This is a genomic window from Nitrospirillum amazonense (assembly GCF_007828045.1).
Taxonomy (GTDB): Bacteria; Pseudomonadota; Alphaproteobacteria; order Azospirillales; family Azospirillaceae; genus Nitrospirillum; species Nitrospirillum amazonense_C.
The window spans coordinates 312,419-328,703 of the sequence record NZ_VITN01000001.1; the positions used below are offsets into that span (position 1 = coordinate 312,419).

The 16,285-nt window shown below is 65.8% G+C and carries 16 protein-coding genes; 7 read left to right on the top strand and 9 right to left on the bottom strand.

Annotated elements, in window-relative coordinates; genetic code table 11:
• Window positions 1-8 precede the first annotated feature (8 nt).
• The 4 genes from FBZ89_RS01195 to FBZ89_RS01210 form a co-directional block, all read right to left on the bottom strand.
• Complete coding sequence (locus FBZ89_RS01195; RefSeq protein WP_145748206.1) at window positions 9-662, bottom strand: hypothetical protein; 654 nt, start codon at window positions 660-662, stop codon at window positions 9-11.
• 178 nt (window positions 663-840) lie between these two features.
• Window positions 841-2,154 (bottom strand): glycosyltransferase family 4 protein, encoded by a 1,314-nt coding sequence (locus FBZ89_RS01200; protein WP_145748207.1) that lies wholly within the window; start codon window positions 2,152-2,154, stop codon window positions 841-843.
• On the bottom strand, window positions 2,151-2,747 hold the full coding sequence (locus FBZ89_RS01205; protein ID WP_145748208.1) for a class I SAM-dependent methyltransferase: 597 nt from the start codon (window positions 2,745-2,747) through the stop codon (window positions 2,151-2,153). The genes FBZ89_RS01200 and FBZ89_RS01205 overlap by 4 nt, the downstream gene beginning before the upstream one ends.
• A gap of 19 nt (window positions 2,748-2,766) precedes the next feature.
• The gene (locus FBZ89_RS01210) at window positions 2,767-5,316 is read right to left on the bottom strand and encodes a glycosyltransferase (protein WP_186457124.1); all 2,550 of its coding nucleotides are present in this window, start codon (window positions 5,314-5,316) and stop codon (window positions 2,767-2,769) included.
• 72 nt (window positions 5,317-5,388) lie between these two features.
• Between FBZ89_RS01210 and FBZ89_RS30665 the strand changes: the two genes are divergently transcribed.
• Complete coding sequence (locus FBZ89_RS30665; RefSeq protein ID WP_186457125.1) at window positions 5,389-5,787, top strand: hypothetical protein; 399 nt, start codon at window positions 5,389-5,391, stop codon at window positions 5,785-5,787.
• Between the two features lie 22 nt (window positions 5,788-5,809).
• Here FBZ89_RS30665 and FBZ89_RS01215 read toward each other — a convergent pair whose 3' ends face one another.
• On the bottom strand, window positions 5,810-6,613 hold the full coding sequence (locus FBZ89_RS01215) for a hypothetical protein (protein WP_145748210.1): 804 nt from the start codon (window positions 6,611-6,613) through the stop codon (window positions 5,810-5,812).
• Window positions 6,614-6,753: 140 nt separating this feature from the next.
• Window positions 6,754-7,734, bottom strand: a complete 981-nt coding sequence (locus tag FBZ89_RS01220) for a calcium-binding protein (protein WP_145748211.1) — start codon at window positions 7,732-7,734, stop codon at window positions 6,754-6,756.
• Between the two features lie 552 nt (window positions 7,735-8,286).
• On the opposite strand from FBZ89_RS01220, the gene FBZ89_RS01225 reads away from it, so the two are divergent.
• The 6 genes from FBZ89_RS01225 to FBZ89_RS01250 are packed head-to-tail and all read left to right on the top strand — an operon-like array spanning window position 8,287 to window position 14,537.
• Entirely contained in the window at window positions 8,287-9,735 is a 1,449-nt protein-coding gene (locus FBZ89_RS01225; RefSeq protein WP_145748212.1) for a UbiA family prenyltransferase, read from the top strand.
• 3 nt (window positions 9,736-9,738) lie between these two features.
• Window positions 9,739-11,076, top strand: coding sequence for an FAD-binding oxidoreductase (locus tag FBZ89_RS01230; RefSeq protein WP_145748213.1), 1,338 nt, complete (start codon window positions 9,739-9,741; stop codon window positions 11,074-11,076).
• 5 nt (window positions 11,077-11,081) lie between these two features.
• Window positions 11,082-11,834, top strand: coding sequence for an SDR family oxidoreductase (locus tag FBZ89_RS01235; protein WP_145748214.1), 753 nt, complete (start codon window positions 11,082-11,084; stop codon window positions 11,832-11,834).
• A complete protein-coding gene (locus FBZ89_RS01240) occupies window positions 11,834-12,805 on the top strand; it encodes an NAD-dependent epimerase/dehydratase family protein (RefSeq protein WP_145748215.1) in 972 nt (323 codons plus the stop codon). The genes FBZ89_RS01235 and FBZ89_RS01240 overlap by 1 nt, the downstream gene beginning before the upstream one ends.
• A gap of 20 nt (window positions 12,806-12,825) precedes the next feature.
• Window positions 12,826-14,103 (top strand): NAD(P)/FAD-dependent oxidoreductase, encoded by a 1,278-nt coding sequence (locus FBZ89_RS01245; RefSeq protein ID WP_145748216.1) that lies wholly within the window; start codon window positions 12,826-12,828, stop codon window positions 14,101-14,103.
• Between the two features lie 11 nt (window positions 14,104-14,114).
• Window positions 14,115-14,537 (top strand): GtrA family protein, encoded by a 423-nt coding sequence (locus FBZ89_RS01250; RefSeq protein ID WP_186457126.1) that lies wholly within the window; start codon window positions 14,115-14,117, stop codon window positions 14,535-14,537.
• 26 nt (window positions 14,538-14,563) lie between these two features.
• Here FBZ89_RS01250 and FBZ89_RS01255 read toward each other — a convergent pair whose 3' ends face one another.
• Genes FBZ89_RS01255 through FBZ89_RS01265 form a run of 3 tightly spaced genes read right to left on the bottom strand, consistent with a single transcriptional unit; the run spans window position 14,564 to window position 16,285 of the window.
• On the bottom strand, window positions 14,564-15,217 hold the full coding sequence (locus FBZ89_RS01255; RefSeq protein WP_145748217.1) for a hypothetical protein: 654 nt from the start codon (window positions 15,215-15,217) through the stop codon (window positions 14,564-14,566).
• A gap of 47 nt (window positions 15,218-15,264) precedes the next feature.
• Window positions 15,265-15,507, bottom strand: coding sequence for a hypothetical protein (locus FBZ89_RS01260; protein ID WP_145748218.1), 243 nt, complete (start codon window positions 15,505-15,507; stop codon window positions 15,265-15,267).
• The gene (locus FBZ89_RS01265) at window positions 15,461-16,285 is read right to left on the bottom strand and encodes a hypothetical protein (protein ID WP_145748219.1); all 825 of its coding nucleotides are present in this window, start codon (window positions 16,283-16,285) and stop codon (window positions 15,461-15,463) included. The genes FBZ89_RS01260 and FBZ89_RS01265 overlap by 47 nt, the downstream gene beginning before the upstream one ends.

Genomic DNA, 16,285 nt, shown 5'->3' on the forward strand with positions numbered 1-16,285 from the left:
CGGCGCCGTCAGGGGTGGATACGGCTGGGGAACCAGCTGTCCAGGCTGCCACGATCCAGCCAGCGCCCATAGGCGTACGGAGCGGCATAGGTGCCGCCATAAGGGTAAGCCGATCCATAATAGGGATAGGCACCGTCCACGCCATCGACCAGGCCCGGCCCCCAGGGGCCGCCACCTACCCCACCCCAGGGTCCGACACCCCAGGCGCCGTTGCGGGGATGGCCGGTGACGTTGCCTTGCGACACCGATAGCGAGAAGCCAATGCCCGTGTCCTCACACGGCCGCAAGGGGTTGCCGTCCTGGCCGTAATTCAGGGTGGCGCCGGCACCGCGCTCGATCAGGCCGCCGCCGAAGCCGATACCCATGGTGACACTGCCACCGGCCCGGCAGCTGGTGTCCTTGGACTTCCAGCCATCATCCTCGGGCGGACGGGCGGCAACCACGCCATCATCCCTGCCGTCGGCCGTGGCGACGCCGGGACCGTCCAGCACCGGCGGGCGCGCCGGGCCCTCGTCGATGGCGTTTGCCGGCGTGTCGGCCGTCCCGGTCTGCGCCCAGGCGCCACCGCCCATGGCGGTGAGGCAGGCCACCAGCAACAGGGCGGACACCCCGGATTTGCCAGCGGCTTTGCCCAAGGGCTTGGATGGATGGACGACAGGCATGGCTTTCAACTCCAGGACCGGTGCGGGAACCGCATCGGCCCGACCGGGGCGGGCGGCAGGGGGCGGGCGGCAGGCCCATTTCCAATATGGGACGGGCCGGTCCAGTTTCCACGCGTTTCCTGACAGGAACCTGTCGGCAGGGGCAGCGGGAAGCGCTTCCTTACGCCCCGGGGGACACTTACTCGGTGGGGGCGGGCTCCGGGGGGGCGGGAGGCGGCTTCGAACCCGGCGGACGCCGCGATGGCGGGCGGGCGGCCGCCAGATCCTCGATCAAGCGCATTTGGGCCGGCAAGCAGATCGTCTCCAAATCATAGCGGGCCAGGATGGTTTCCCGCGCCCGGCGGCGCAGGCGTTCCAGCCGCTGGGGGTTTTCCAGGGCCGCCGCCACGGTCTCCGCCAGTTGGCCGGGCGAAAAGAAGTCCACCAGCAGGCCATTGTGGCCGTGGCGGACCACCTCGCGCACCGGCGCCGTATCCGACGCCACCACCAGGCACCCGGCGGCCATGGCCTCCATCAGGGACCAGGACAGCACGAAGGGATAACTGAGGTAGACATGCACGGCCGAGACGCGCAGCACCGACAGGAACGTGGCGTAAGGGACCTTGCCCAGGAAATGGACGCGCGACAGATCGAGGTGCGCGCCCACCTCCGCCAGGTATTGGGCGCGATAGTGCGGGTGGTCGGTGGGACGTGAGCCGTAGCTGACTTCATCGCCACCCAGGATCACCACCTGGGCGTTGGGGCGGCGGCGCAACAATTCCGGCAAGGCACGCATGAAGGTGTGGAAGCCGCGATAGGGTTCCAGGTTGCGGTTGACAAACGTCACCACCTCGTCCCCCGGCCGCAGGGTCAGTGGGGTGGATGCGCCTTCGGGCGTGACTGTCAGGGTCGCCGCCAGGTCCGGACAAACCATGCGTGTGTCCACCCCGTCGTGCACGGTGGTGATGCGGTGCCGGACATCGGCCGGGAAGCGCTGCGCCTGCCAGCGCGTGGGCGCAACGCCCCAGTCCATGGCGTGCAGCCCGTGCAGCAGGACGCTGTTCTTGATGCGGATGCGGAAGGTGTCGTCCAGTGTGCCGGGGAACTCCGGATCGAAGCCGACGTCCTGCCCCCGTGTATTGTAGAAAAACTCCAGATACGCCAGTAGCTTGGCTTGAGGATAGATGTCCTTCAGGAACAACGCCTCACCCCAGCCGGGGTGGGCGCAGATGACGTCCGGCGTGAAGTCTTGCCGGCCCAGTTCCATACAGGCCCGCAGCACCGCCTGGCCCCGCCGGACCGCCGCCTCGAACCCGGCCACATAATGATGACTGCCGGGGCTGGCGCCGGCCGGTGAGGGATAGCGAACCATGGCCATGCCGGGCGGCAGGCTCTGCACCAGCACGTTCGCGTCATCACCCAAGCAAACCACTTCATGCCCCGCAGCCGCCATCGCCGGCGCCAAATGACGATATTGCCCGGGAAAGTTCTGATGAACGAACAGCAGCTTCATGATGGCTGGGCGCCGCCGGCCGGCGGCGTGACGTAGGCGATGGCCCACAGGTTGAAGCTGGGCTTGTCCTTCGTGACCTTCACCGCAGCGAAGCCGGCGGCCAGCAACGCCTTGCCCAAGGTTTGGGCGGTGAAACCGGTGCGATGCGCCATGTGCTCATTGCCGCGCGCGATGGCGCTGCGCAATCCGAACAGCATGTCCAGGGGCGCAATGGGGCCGGCGGACGACATGTAGACCGCCTCATCCAGCTTGTCCTCAACCACCAGGGCGGCGACAGCCTGCAGATCCGGCAGAGTGATGAGGACGAAGCCGTCGGGCTTCAACACCCGGCGAAATTCGGCCAAAGCGACCGGCACCTGGTGGGCGTGGAGGTGTTCGACGTTATGGGAGGACCAGACGGCGTCCACGCTGCCATCCGCAACCATGGACAGGTCGGTGATGGAAGCGACGATGTCGGGCCGGACCGCCGGATCGATGTCCAGCCGAACCTCACGCCATTCGCTGCTATGAAACAGGCTATGCAGTTTCTCCGGCTTGTGGACGCCGCATCCGACATGCAGGACGGTGCGTGAAACCGGGGTGTCCAAGGTCATGCCCAACTCAATCCCAAACTCACGCCGACGCCGGCATGGCGTTGACGGCCGGTACTATCCCCTGGCGGCGCGCCAATTCCAACAGGGCATCATTAATGCGCGGCACGGTCATGCCCAACGGCAGCAACATGCCACGGCCATGCATCCGCAAACGTTCCGCCTGGGCGCCCAGGTCAAAGGCGGCGACGGTCAGGCCGGCCGCCAGCATTTCCGTGAGGGTGTAGCACCAGGTTTCCGGCCAGACGGAGGGGAGGAAGCCCAGATGCGCGTGATAGGCGCGAACCAGGTCCACGCCCTCTTCCGCAGCGTAGGCGCCGGTCACGCGAACATGCCCGGTTTCCAGCAAAGGCGCGTTGTCGCGGGAGTAGCCCACCAACAGGAATTCCAAAGGCAAGGCCCGGGCCTGGGCATCCCGGGCGCACGCCAGCAGAACGCCGTATCCCTTGGCATCGCCAATGGCACCGACGACGGCCACCCGCACCATCGACGGCCGGTCCGGCTTTGGCTCCACCGCCGGAATCTCCCGATCCGGATGGGGTTGCACCGCCAGGCGGATGCCGGATCCGGGGAACTGCGCCGCCAAGCGGCGCGCCGTATCCTGCGTGGGACAGATCACCCGCTGCGCGCCGGCCAGCAAGGCCGCCATGGACCGGCGCCAGGTCGCGACCGGCGGATACCCCGCCAAGTCCCCGGACCTCAGGAAATGGCCATTGTCACGCACGCACGCTTCACACACGGCCACCGCCGGCTCGCCGCAATAATGATCGCTGCCATCCACCAGATTGATGCGCGGGCAGTACCAGACGTAATCATGGATATGCACGTCATAGGACCACTGACCGGCCAGCATGGCCAGCAACGCGGCCGGCACGCCCTTGACGTGATGGACCACCATGCGGCCTACGCCCAAGGCCTCCAAGTCACGCAACAGATCCGGCAAGGCTGCCAAGCCTTCGTACACTAGGGATCGGAGTTGCGGCGCGCCGGCGATTTCCAGCCGGACGCGCGACACCTCCCCCACCTCGTCTCCCCACCCCTCGGGCCGCACCACCACCACGCCGACACCCTGCGCCCTCAGCGATGCGACCTGGCCGTCCATAAAACGGTCCGTGCCGCCACCCAGGACAGGACAAAGCAAGAGGCAGGTCTGCCGACCCAGGGTACGTGCCCAGGCCATGTCCAACGCGCGCCGGAACGGCAGCAGCGGATCGGCCGCGATGAAAGCATGCACGGCCGGTTGATAATCAGGATGCCGCTGGTCCAGCAGCGTGAGTGCCGCTGCGACACGATCCGCCTTTTCCCCGCCGAAGGACGAACCGCCGACATGGCCGACCAAGATGTCGAGCGCCGCGACGTTGCGCCAACCCCGCGTGTGCGCCCGCCAGCAGAAATCATTTTCCTCGCCATAGCCCCGGCCGAACGTTTCGGCATCGAAATAGCCGACGTCATCCAGGCAGTCGCGACGGATGTAGAAACAAAAGCCCACGCCCGTTGGTACGTCCGCGACCTTGCCTGGCAAGGTCGTGGCGGCCAGCCCATCCAGGAAAGGCACCGAGACATCGGCCAGCGGGGTCCCCTCAGGATCGGGATAACTAAGGATGGTGGCGTCGTTGGACAGCGGGGTCACCGTCCCTATCGCGGCGTCCCTATAGGCCGCGGCGGCGAGACGGCGCAGCCAGTCCCCGTGAACCATGGCATCGGCATTCAGCAGAACCACGTCACGATCGGGACGCAAGGCCATGCCCCGGTTGACCGTGCGCACAAAGCCCAGGTTCCCGGGGTTGCGCAGCACCGTCGCCCAGCCCTCGGTCGCCACCTCGTCCACCAGCGCCGACACGGACGTATCAGCCGGACCATCGGCGATCAGGATGACATCGACAGGTTGTCCTGCCTGCGCCCCCGCCATACTATCGCGCAGTGCCGCCAGGCAGGCCCGCGTCACGGCGGCATCGCCGTAAACGGGGACGATGATGTCCACCGGCCGCCTCAACCCTGACACGGACGCGCGAGGCCGCACCGCGTCTTCCCCCGGCAGCACACCGCCTTGCCAATAGGCAGGCTCGCCGGTGGCGGGAAAAAGTGGCCGCACGCCCGGCCCCGCCGACACCGTCTGGGGCTCCACCGGACGCGCGCCCCCTTCCTCCGGCCGGAAGACCAGCCGGCGTGTCTGCCCGTCCCGGTTCACCAGGTCGAGGGCGACCGGACGCGCCGGGTGGGCGGCATCCCAAGCCTGCACTGACCACTCGCCGTTACCCAGCGGAACGGAGCCCGGCGTCGCTGAAGCGGATATGCGGTTGAAGCGTGCCATGAGGCGGGGTGGCCGGGTCATGGCAGCCGGCAGGGGGGAGCCAGATGCCGGAATGCCATTGACGCTAACCTCGACCTGGGCGTTCCCTGCCAAGTCCGGCGGCACGGTGAAGCTGAACAGACACAGGCGCGGATCGCGCTGGTCAGGGACCAAGGTGGTTTGGCTTACCGTCAGCCCATTCCATATAAGCTCGGCCCGTACCCCCGGGGCCGCCGCGATGCCCTCGATCCGGCCGGCCTGTGTGTAGACCACGGCGGGCACGGCGCCCCCCGCCACCAGCCCACGCAGGGCGGCAAGACAGGTATCGTTGGTTTCGGCATTCCAGGAAAGCGCGTGGACAAGGCGATCCAGGGCAGCCGTCAGGCCCTCGCGGGATCCCGACAGCGCCTGGAACAAACCGACCGCCGCCAAGGGGTGGGTGCCGTCTATCTCCAAGGCGCGGGTAAAGCATCCGGCGGCCTGATGAAGCTCACCTCTGCTCAGGGCGACGACGCCTTCGAGGATGACATCAAGCGCGATTTTTCCGCCTCGAACCAAACGGGCGGCGTGATGGGCGGCCTCTTCCAGCCGGCCGGCCTCCAAGGTGGCATGCACCAACCCCCGAAGCGCGGCCAGCCGAGTCTCTGGTTCGGCCAACGCCAGCCAACCCAAGGTTATGGCCGTGTCAAAGTCCTTCCTAGCCGAAGCCGCTTCCATGTCCTGCAGCGTCCGACCCTGGACTGGAGTAGATAAGCCGGACATCACGCGGATCGTATCATCGCGGCAGGACCGCGACCTTCATCGCCATCAAAGGATCCTGGGGCTGGCTGGAACGGCATAGCACCCCTGCCTGCCCCTCAACGTCGCCATGGCGCAGGAAACGAGCAGTGTAATCCAGGCGGTGGGTGGTGGCCAATGGTCCCACCAAGCGGAAGCCGGCGCCCAGCAGGGGCAGACCCCGGCCCTGGGTCCCCGCCAAGGTGCCGGCCTTCACCCAGGTACCGGCCTGGTCGATCGGATTGGCGGCGCAATATTCCAGACAGTCCGCCAGTTCGGGCGAACCGACGACGGTGAAGCCCTCAAGCCACAGCAGGTGATCGCCGGCCGACGCCCATTCGCCGCCAGCGAAAACCTTGTCCCCCATGCGCTGGATGTGCGCGACCAACCGCACGTCGACGTTGGCGGGAACCGTCTCATCCCCCAACCGCTGCACACCGATGGCAACCGAGGAGGACAGCTGACCGTTCAGGGTCAAGGTGGTGAGCAGCAACGGCGCCGAATCCGCCGTAACCAACACGGCCACGCCGTTCGACCCGCTGATCCAAGCCGACGCGCTGAGACCGTCCGGTGTCAGGAATTGCGGAACCTTGCGCCCGGGTTCCGGAAGTGACGAGAGCTGGACACAGGGGAAGGTCACGCCCTTGATCTGCTGCCGTCCTTCGGCACCGAGGCGGGCGGTGATGTAATAGGTTCCTTCCGGCAGGGCCATGACCTTGGGCGTCGCCCGCAGCGGGTCGCCCCCAGGGGCAGGAGTGGTCACCGCCGTCGTGCCGGCCGTCGCCAGGATATTAGGCTGCATGGGTCTACCAATACGGAAGAGAATGGAAGCACCTGAACCCTGCCCTGGAATAAATGCGAATGCAAGAAAGACCGTGGCCCAGAAACGACTATGGCGGGCACAAGGCCCGCCATAGTGTAACTCATGTATAGACGACTTGATCAGCCCTTGCTGGTGAACCAGCTGAGGTTGGCACCGGTAACGCCCTGAACGGTCACGGTGGTGCCGTCCGGCAGGGTCAGGGTGGTGTTGCCGTTGCTGACCGTGGCATTGCTGATCAGCGAGGCCAGGTTCAGCGTACCGCCAGTGTAGTTGGTGCTCGCGAAGGCCAGCGTGTCCTTGGTCGGGTCGAAGCTGGCGACCGTGTCGCTGCCGCTGCCCGGGCTGAAAATGAAGACATCATTGCCGGCGCCACCAACCAGGCTGTCGTTACCCGTCTCACCGATGATGAAGCTGCCACCGCTGCTGGCATAGATGGTGTCGTCACCGGCGCCACCACCCAGGGTATCGGCACCGGCGCTGGAACGGCCATCAATGACGTCGTTGCCGGCCCCACCGTTGATGATGTCGTTGCCCGCGCTGGAGCTGATGAGGTCATTGGTGGAGGAGCCGATGATGCTGTCGTTGCCGGTGCCGGCGATGATGGTATTGGGGACACCGACGATCGTGCTCGACCCACCGCTCAGTACCAGGAAGTTGTTGCCGGCGTCGCCGACGACGACCTTGCCGCCGGAGCTGGCGTCCAGGAACAGGGCGGTGGTGTTGCCGGGGGCTGTGCCGGTCAGCACGACGGAGGTGAGGCTGCTGTCGGCCACGACGTTCGTGACGACGCTGCTACCGGTGGAGGTGCCCGCCGCCGTCTGGGACAGGTCGACAGCCGCCAGCGTGGGGTTGGCGCTGGAACCCGAAACGACGACACTACTCACCGAGCTCACGGCCTGGGTGCCGAACGTGATGGTCGAGGACAGCGTTTGAGTGGGGGTGCTGGCCGACGTCGGCGCGACGGTGGCGACGCTCAGCGTGCCGGTACTGTTCGCCAGAATACCGGACAGGGCCGTCGTGATCTTGTCCTGATCAGCCTGCGAGACGGTCGGTGCCGTTGAGAAGCTAACCGTACCGTTACCACCGGAAAGAGTCGGCATATTTTAATACCCCCGCTAAAACGTCGCTTTTGGCTATGGAGCCGCAGCCCGCTGCGGCAGTGACGCGTCAGTTAAAACCCCTTGGCGAATTTATTAACGCGTTCCGCCAGTCCCGCGTGGAAGTAGGTATAATTCACGTCGGTTCCGCTGCACAAGACGGATTCAAGAAGATTATCGCCTTAATTTTAGATGTAAGCCGCCTAGACACATCGGCCAAAGAAAAGCGACCGGCAAGCAGGGCGGGATTTTAGCCCATTAGGCCTATTACCTTCGGCAAGATGGCCGGCTTGACCGGCTTAGCGACGGGCAAAAACGACCAAGCCGCCGTTCGCGGGTGCAGCGATTCGGGTAGGTATCCAAAGACGGCTTCCATCAAGGTTAACCGTATCCAAACAACCAGCCCCGCGATTATAAAGTCGGAGATTAAAAGATTGACGCTCAGCCCAGGCCTATGGCCTTTTCCGCTCTGAACGTCCTTGGCCTGGGCCGTGACGCAGTATTCGCGCGGATATTCAACGCTCTGGCGCTCATATTATGGGGATCCACCAGCCGATGAACGGTGCTGAAAGCAAGCCCTTGGCCCATGTTGCCGAAGTGCCATTGGTGGTGGACGTCGATGGCACCCTTATCCGGACCGATCTCCTCATTGAGAATTTCTTTACCGCGCTGGCCACCAAGCCTTTGGTGGCTTTGGGCATATGGCGTTTACCGCTGCGCAGCAAAGCCTGGCTGAAAGATTACCTGGCTGGCAATGCCAACCTTGATGTCACGACACTGCCGCTTAATCGGCCGATCGTCGATTTTCTTCTTCAAGAAAAAGCGAAAGGTCGCCGTATTTACTTGGCCTCGGCCTCGAACCAGCGGCTTGTCGAGGCTTTGGCGCGGCATCTCGGCTTCATCGATGGCACCTTCGGGTCGAATGAAACCGTCAACTTGTCGGGCAAGGCCAAGGCCGAAGCACTGTGCCGCGCGTTCGGCGACCGGGGCTTCGACTATATCGGCAACGATCGGGTGGATTTCGCGGTGTGGCGCCGCTGCCGCGTGGCTATCGCCACCAACGCCACAGCCCGCCTGGTGCGACAGCTGAAGGCGGAACGTCAGGATGCCGTTGAACTGGCGGTACCTAAGGCCGGACTCAAGGTTTATCTGAAAGCCGTTCGTGTGCATCAATGGCTGAAGAACCTGCTGGTGTTCGTACCACTGCTGGCCAGTCATGACCTGACCGGTCATACCATCGCCGACAGCCTTATAGCAGCCCTGGCCTTCAGCCTGGCGGCTTCCAGCGCCTATCTGCTGAACGATCTGCTGGATCTGCCCAACGACCGGGTCCATCCCAGCAAACGCCACCGGCCCCTGGCCAGCGGTCGCCTGCCCCTGATCCAGGGGGCCATGCTGGCGCCCCTGCTGCTGGGCGTTTCCGCCCTGTGCGGCCTGGTGGTGTCGGCCGGCTTCCTCGCCGTCCTGGCCGCTTATTACGTCATCACCCTGGCCTACTCGCTGCATCTCAAGCGCCACATGCTGATCGACGTGCTGACGCTGGCCGGGCTTTATACCATGCGCATCCTGGCGGGCAGCGCCGCCATCGACCGGCCCTCGTCCGCCTGGCTGCTGGGCTTTTCCGTGTTCGTCTTCCTCTGCCTGGCCTTGATCAAGCGCTACATCGAGCTGGTCGGCAGCCTGAAGGCGAACAAGGGCAACCCCAAGGGTCGCGGCTACCGGCTGGAGGATCTCAGCATCCTGTCGGGTTTGGCCAGCGCCAGTGGCTATTGTTCCGTCCTGATCCTGGCGCTGTATTTCAACAGCCCCGAGGTCCACGTCCTTTACCGCAATCCGTCGCTGCTGTGGCTGGCCTGCGCCCCCCTCTTATACTGGATCAGTCGCCTGCTGCTGCTGGCCCATCGTGGCGAGTTGCATGACGATCCCGTCGTCTTCGCCGCCACCGACCGCACCAGCCTGATCACCGGTGCCGTTATGGTGGCCATCGTCCTGGCGGCGATCTGACCCATGCGCCAGCCGATCAAGTCCTGGGGAAATCTGGCGAGCGTCGAACATGAAGTGGCGACGCCCGCCTTTCGCGAAGATGCCGCCCCCTTGCTATCCACCCTGGTGGAAAAGACCGGCAGCGTGCTGGCCCACGGCCTGGGCCGTTCCTATGGCGACAGCCCGCTGAACGCCGGCGGCGGCCTGCTGGTCACCCGTCGCATGGATCGCTGCCACGCCGTCGACACCGCCACCGGCGTGTTGCGGGCGGACGCGGGCCTGAGTCTGGCCGATCTGCATGTCATCACCGTGCCGCGCGGCTGGTTCGTGGCCGTCACCCCCGGCACCAAGTTCGTCACCCTGGGCGGCGCCGTGGCCAACGACGTGCACGGCAAGAACCACCATGTGGCCGGCAGCTTCGGCCATCATGTGCGTGCCCTGGGCCTGCGCCGGTCCGATGGGACCTTGGTTGACTGCGCGCCCGACCGCAACGCCGACCTGTTCCATGCCACGATCGGCGGCTTGGGCCTGACCGGCCTGATCGAGTGGGTGGAAATCCAGCTGCAGGCCATCGCCTCGTCCGACATGGAGGTGGAGAACATCCGCTTCGACCATGTCGACCGCTTTTTCGACTTGGCGGCGGAAAGCCTGGACTGGCCCTACAGCGTGGCCTGGGTCGATTGCCTGAGCCAGGGCGACAGCTTGGGGCGGGGCGTCTTTTCCCGCGGCCGCCACGCGCCGGATGGCCCGCGCCTGGCCCAGCCGGCCCGCGCCAAGCTCGCGGTGCCCCTGACCCCGCCCATCAGCCTAATCAACGGCCTAAGCTTACGTGCGTTCAACGCCGCCTATTACAGCCGGCCGGGCGCCACCTTCGCCGGCCGCTGCCACTTTGACGGCTTCTTCTATCCCCTGGACGGCGTGCATCACTGGAACCGCGTGTACGGTCCCCGGGGATTCTACCAATACCAATGCGTCGTACCACCGGCCATGGCGCGGGAGGCCGTGACGGAGCTGCTGGCCCGAATCGCGGCCTCGGGCACCGGATCGTGCCTGGTGGTGCTGAAGAACTTCGGCAACGTTGCGCCCGCCGGCCTCCTGTCCTTTCCCATGGCCGGTACCACCCTGGCGCTGGACTTCCCCAACCAGGGTCAGCGCACCCTGGCCCTGATGGCGGATCTGGATCGCACGGTGGCGGCCGCCGGCGGCCGGCTCTATCCCGCCAAGGACGCGCGCATGCCGGCGGACCTGTTCGCGGCGGGCTATCCCGCTGTGGCGGACTTCAAACGGCACATCGACCCGGCCTTCATGTCCGACTTCTGGCGGCGCATGGAACAGGCCCCTACGAAGAGCAAGCAGGCGTGACCGACATGACTGGACAGACCGTGGTGATCCTGGGAGCGACCTCCGCCGTCGCGGAGCGTTACGCCCGCCTGCAGGCGGGGCGCGGCGCGCGCCTGGTGTTGGCCGGCCGCGATGGCCGCCGGCTCGAGGCCATCGCGGCCGACCTGATGGCACGCGGCGCCGCGGGTGCCGAGGTGGCCATGGTGGATCTGGCGGCCCCCGCGGCGGGCTTCGACGCGGCCTGGGCCGAGATGGCCACCAAGCTGGGCGGGCGTGTCGACGCGGTGCTGCTGGCCTACGGCATCCTGGGCGACCAGAAGGCGGCCGAGGCGGACACCGCCGAAATGGCCCGCCAGTTGACCACCAACATGACCAGCGCCTGCGCCTGGCTGACCGTCGCCGCCAATCATTTGGAGCGCCAGGGCCAAGGCACGCTGATCGCCATAGCGTCCGTCGCCGGGGATCGTGGACGCCAGTCCAATTACGTCTATGGCGCCGCCAAGGGTGGCCTGGCCCTGTTCGCGCAGGGCATGGCCCACCGTTTCGCCGGCACGAGGGTGAGGGTGCTGACGGTGAAGCCAGGCTTCATTGACACGCCCATGACCGATGGCCTGGCCAAAGGCGGGCCGCTGTGGGCCACGCCGGAGAAGGTGGCGGCCGACATCGACAGGGCCGCCGCCAAGGGCGCCACCACCGTCTATACCCCCTGGTTCTGGATGGGCATCATGATGATCATCCGCAACCTGCCGGGCGCCATCTTCAATCGGATGAAAATTTAATGGCGGATGAAAATCTGATGCCCAGCCGCACCGACAAGCCCACGGGCAAGATCGTCATCACCGGCGCCGCCGGCCTGGTGGGCCAGAACCTGGTGGTCCGCCTGAAGGACGCCGGCTACACCAACATCGTCTGCATCGACAAGCATCCGGCCAACACCCCGGCACTGGCCCGCATGCACCCGGATCTGACCGTCATCCAGGCGGATCTGGCCCATGACGACGGCTGGCAGGACAGTTTGAAGGGTGCCGTCGCCGTGATCCAGATGCACGCCCAGATCGGCGGCCTGGATTGGGCGGAGTTCGAGGACAACAACATCACGGCGACGGAGCGGGTGCTGGCCGGCATGCAAGCCGCCAACGTGCCCTACCTGGTCCACGCCAGTTCCTCCGTCGTGAACTCCATGGCGGTGGATTTCTACACCGAAAGCAAGAAGGCCCAGGAAAAGCTGGTGGATGCCTGTCCCATCCCCCACGTCACCCTGCGCCCCACGCTGATGTTCGGCTGGTTCGACCGCAAGCACCTGGGCTGGCTCGCCCGCTTTATGCAAAAGGTGCCGGTCTTCCCCATCCCCGGTTCCGGCCGCTACATCCGCCAGCCGCTGTATGTGGGGGATTTCAGCGCCATCATCATCGCTTGCCTGGAAGGCCGCCGCACCGGCACCTACGACATCTCGGGCCAGCAAAAGATCACCTACATCGAGCTGATCCGCGCCCTGCGCAAGACGGTGGGCGCCAAGACGCCCTTGCTGCGCATTCCCTACGGCATCTTCCACGCGCTGTTGTCGGTCTATGCCTTGGTCGACCGCAACCCGCCCTTCACGACCAAGCAGCTGAAGGCCTTGGTGACGCCCGACGAATTCATCGTCATCGACTGGCCCGGCATCTTCGGCGTGCCCTCCACCCCCCTGGACGAGGCCCTGTCCGTCACCTTCAACGACCCGCGCTACGCCAGCGTCGTCCTGGACTTCTGATTTCCGAAGGGTTTCCCGCAATGGCTAAACTTGCCGTCATCGGCGCCGGCGCCATGGGCCTGGCCGCCGCCCACTATGCCCTGAAGGCCGGCCATGAGGTGGCGGTCTACGAAGTGGATACCCAGCCCGGAGGCATGGCGGCGCACTTCGACTTCGGCGGGCTCAGCATCGAGCGCTATTATCACTTCATCTGCAAATCGGACCAGCCGACCTTCGACCTGCTGGCGGAGCTGGACATCGCCGGCACGCTGAAGTGGCGCACCACGTCGATGGGCTATTTCATCGATGGCAAGCATTACCGCTGGGGCGATCCGCTGGCCCTGCTGGCCTTCCCCCTGCTGGGCCCCATCGACAAGCTGCGCCTGGGCCTGCAGATGTTCCTGACCACCAAGGCCCGCGACTTCCAGTCCATCGAGCATCTGGATGCCGCCACCTGGTTCAAGCGCGGCGCCGGCGAGAAGCCGTTCAACGTGCTGTGGAAGCGGTTGCTGGACCTGAAGTTCTTCGAATACGCCGATAACGTCTCGGCCAGCTGGATCGCCACCCGCATCCGCCGCATCGGCAATTCCCGCCAATCCCTGATGAAGGAACAGCTGGGTTATCTGGAAGGCGGGTCGGAGACCCTGGTCCAGGCCCTCGCCACCGACATCACGCGGCGGGGCGGCAGCCTGCATCTGGGCGCCAAGGTGGAGGAAATCGTGGCCGAGGGCGGCCGGGTGACGGGCGTGCGCACCGCCCGGGGCTTCTTCCCCGCCGACGCCGTCATCTGCACCGCCCCCACGCCTTACGTGGCGGGCCTCGTTCCGGCCTTCACCCAGTCCACCAAGGACAAGTACGACGCCATCAGGAACATCGGCGTGGTCTGCGTCATGCTGAAGCTGAAGCGGCCGGTCACCCGGCACTTCTGGCTGAACGTGAACGATCCGACGATGGAAATCCCCGGCATCATCGAGTTCTCCAACCTGCGGCCCCTGCCCGACACGGTGGTCTATATCCCGTATTACATGCCGCACAGCCACCCCAAGTGGGGCTGGACGGATGCCGATTTCGTGGCGGAGACGATGGCCTGCGTGCGCCGCCTGAATCCGGCCCTGACCGACGCCGACCTGATCGACACCCACGTCGGCCGCCTGCGCTACGCCCAGCCGGTGTGCGAGCCCGATTTCCTGGACAAGCTGCCGCCGGTGAAGACCGAGATCGCCGGCCTGCAGGTGGCCGACACATGCTACTACTACCCCGAGGACCGGGGCATCGCCGAAAGCATCCGCTTCGCCAAGCGCATGGTCGATGCGTTGTGATGGACAAGACCATGACCAAGCCCCAGTCGCCGCTGGATCGTCTGCTGGCCAGCGAGTTCGCCCGCTTCCTGCTGGTGGGCGGCTTCTCCGCCGGCGTGAACGTGGTGGCGCGCTACCTGCTGAACCGCGTCATGCCGTTCGAGGCCGCCGTGCTGGTGGCCTATCTGTTCGGCATGGTCACGGCCTACCTGCTGTCCCGCCGCTTCGTGTTCAAGGCGTCGGGCCGCAAGGCGCACGAGGAGTTCATCCGCTTCTGCCTGGTCAACGCCGTGGCGGCGGCCCAGGTGTGGCTGGTCAGCGAGGGCCTGGCGCGCCTGGCTTTCCCGGCGGCGGGCCTTACCTGGCATGCCGAGGACATCGCCCACATCATTGGCGTGCTGTCCCCGGTGGTGACCAGCTATTTCGGTCACCGGTACTTTTCATTCGGCAAATAGCCCCCCGGCAGCCCGTGCCGGGCTGCTTAGGCGCCCAGTTGCCGCCCCACCCGCCGGCACGCCAGGATCACACCGGCGGCACCCAGGATGGCGACCAGCGCCATACCCGGATTCAGCATGGGCCGCTGGATCACCTGCACGAAATCGCCCGGCAGTCCAACCCCGTACAGCGACACGCTGATCAGGACTTCGGCCGCCGTCACGGCGATGGCCAGCCAGGGCGACAGGGCGTACAGCCCCACCGCACCGGCGGCGATCGCCATAAGCGGCATGGCCAGCGTGCCCTGGTGGGTGATGGTCGATCCCGCCTTGAACATCGCCAAGCTCCATACCACCGCGGTCATCAGGAAAGCCGCCCCGGTGACAAGCACAAATCGGGCGGCGGCGGCTTCCCGCCGGGCGACCAGCAGCACCGCCGGCAAGCCCAGGTAAAAGGCGCCGATAGGGGCGGAAATCTGAAAGAACAGTTGGCCACGCAACGACGCCGACAGGGCCTGATAACGGGCGGCGTCGCCGGATACAAGGGTGGTGCCCGCCAACCAGAGCCATCGGGGCATATCCAGCCCGGCGCTGAAAATCTGGAGGAAATTAGACCATTTGGTCTGGATGATCTCGTGCCAGGTCAAGGCGCCGTAGGCGTCCCGCAGCGTTGCCCAGGTGCCCCGGGGGTCGACCGGCACCGCATCAGCCAGTTGAAACTTCAGTAGCCGGTTGCCCGGTGGGTCGATCAGGGCTTGGAAAGCGACCAGGGCAGCATCAGGGCCACGAAGCAGGCCAGCGCCGCCAGGAGGAAACGCCAGTGGGGCACGCGCCCGAACGCCAGGACGGTGAGCGCCAGGGCGATCAGGATGAAGGCCGTGCCACCATGGCTCAACATGGCTAGGGCGGCGGTGATCCCCGCCAGGGCGCCATGCGGGGCGCTATCACGGATGTCTCGGTAATGGGGGGACAGCAGCAATGCCGCGGTCATAAGGATGAAGCCCGCGGCGACCAGCTTGGGCCATACGAAAAGCCATGAACGATGGCGATGGAGGAAAAGGCGCACGCGACCAGGGCGACGGCGATGGCTCCGCCTTTAGGCGCCAGGCGGAGAGATAGGCCGCCAGTCCCACCAGGAACAGGGCCTGCGCGCCCATGGATGCCAGCTGATAGATCAGGTCGTGCCGCCATCCCGTCTTGGCCGCCAGGGGGGCCACCTCCAGCTCCAGCCCTGTCTGCAGAGGGGGACGGTCGCTGCTGAGCCAGTCGCCAACCAGGGGCCGGGGAACATGGCCGCCATAGAGGCCATCGCCGAACAGGCGCGGCAGTTCGTTGTCTATCGGCAAATGATGGGTGAAACGGATGGCCGCCGCGGCCAGGACATTGGTGAAGCCGCCATAGGCCAAGCCCGTGGCGGCCAGAGCGATGGTGAAGGCGGCCATCAGCGCCATGACGCCGGCCAGCGGATCCTGACGCCAGCCGCCCATCCTCCACCAGCCGTCGCGCCAGGCGGCGACGATCAAGGCCAGGGCCGCTGCCAGCATGAAAGCGTGCCCGAAACCGCTGGATAGGAAATAGGCGCCGAAGGCTACATAGCCGGCCAAGCCGTAACTGGCGCCGGCCAGGATGATCCGGTCCAGCGGCGCCTTGCTCCACTTCGCGCCGAAGCCCGTGAAGGCCACCGTCGCCGGCAGATAGGTCAGCAGCAATACCAGGGGCGTGAATAATAGTACAAGAAGGACATCAAGGCCCCAATGCGCATCACTCAT